The sequence below is a fragment of the Actinomyces israelii DSM 43320 genome (genome assembly GCF_000711965.1).
GTDB classification, from domain to species: Bacteria; Actinomycetota; Actinomycetes; order Actinomycetales; family Actinomycetaceae; genus Actinomyces; species Actinomyces israelii.
Map to the genome: position 1 here is coordinate 1 of NZ_JONS01000100.1, position 1,260 is coordinate 1,260.

A 1,260-nucleotide genomic window follows, 5' to 3' on the forward strand; every position below is an offset into this window, starting at 1 on the left:
CGTCGCCGCCCCACCTGCGTCGAGATAGACATTTTCGTACGAGATCGGCGGTGACACCGTCTACCTCATCCGAAAATGTCTATCTCGACGGAGTGCAGGCCGCTCACCATCGGCCGGCTCCGGGTCGGACGCCGACGGCGGCGAGCTCGGCGAGCATGCGGGCGCCCTTGCCGTACCAGGCGTCGGCCCATGTCCAGCGAGCCACGGGGTAGCCCAGGCGCCACAGCTCGCGTTCGCGCCTGCGCTCAGCGAGGACCGTCTCCTCGGTGGCGCGCCCGTAGGTCTCCCGGTGGTACTTCGCCTCTCCGTCGAACTCCGAGACCGGGTGGGGCTTGACGACGGTCTCGGGCCAGAAGTAGTCGGTGCGAACCAGGCCGACCTCGGTCCAGATCTCGTGCTGGAGCACCGGGCGCGGGATTCGAGCCTGCCACATCCGCACGCGCGAGAGGGACTCCCCGGGCGACTCCGACAGGGGATCGGCCAGACGCACGGCGATCCGGGCCGCGCCCAGGCCGCGGGCGTTCGCGGAAAGGCGCGAGAGAGCGGTGTCGAGCTCCTCGCGCGTGCACAGGCGGTTGCGCAGGGCGTGATCCATGGCGCACACGCCCTGAACAAGACCTCCCCAGCGGGCCAGGTCGATGCAGGTGGTGGCGACGTCAGTCACGTGATACGAGCCCTCCAGGACGACAACGGGCTCCTGTCTGACTCGCCGCTGAAGCAGGGACGTGCGCCGGCGCTGGCCCACACGGCCGAGGCACTGCACGAGCTCGGGCAGGCACCCCACCACGGGCAGCCCCAGCACGAGCGCCGCCGACACGCCGGCGAGAACAAGCTCCCCGCTGGCTGTACCGCTTCCGCCGTGCTTGCGGGCGGCCGCATCGACCAGTGCGAGATGACGGTTGTCCGCCGTGGCCCGGCGCCACTCGCCGGCGGGGACATAGACGCCGGAGGCGACCCGGTGCCAGGCGTCATCGCGCTCCGGCCGCACCCCGCTCACACCCATGTACTCCGAGGCCAGGCGGACGGCCGGGGCGGGGCCGTCGCGGCCGCGGGCGGGACGACTGGGACGGGGGGCGAAGGTGTCGAAGCTCATTCACTCATGATGAGGCACAGCGCACTCAGAGCGCCCGCGCCCTCCACAACCGGCGCCGGGCCCTCTGCGCTGCGAGTCCCTGTGGAGCCCTGCACGCCCCGCCGCCCGCCCATTGCCGTCGCCGCCCCACCTGCGTCGAGATAGACATTTTCGTACGAGATCGGCGG

General features: G+C 71.3%; 1 protein-coding gene. It reads right to left on the reverse strand.

The features are described from left to right. Positions 1 to 103: 103 nt before the first annotated feature. Entirely contained in the window at positions 104 to 1,093 is a 990-nt protein-coding gene (locus O145_RS15190) for a hypothetical protein (protein ID WP_043564520.1), read from the reverse strand. Between the last annotated feature and the right edge of the window lie 167 nt (positions 1,094 to 1,260).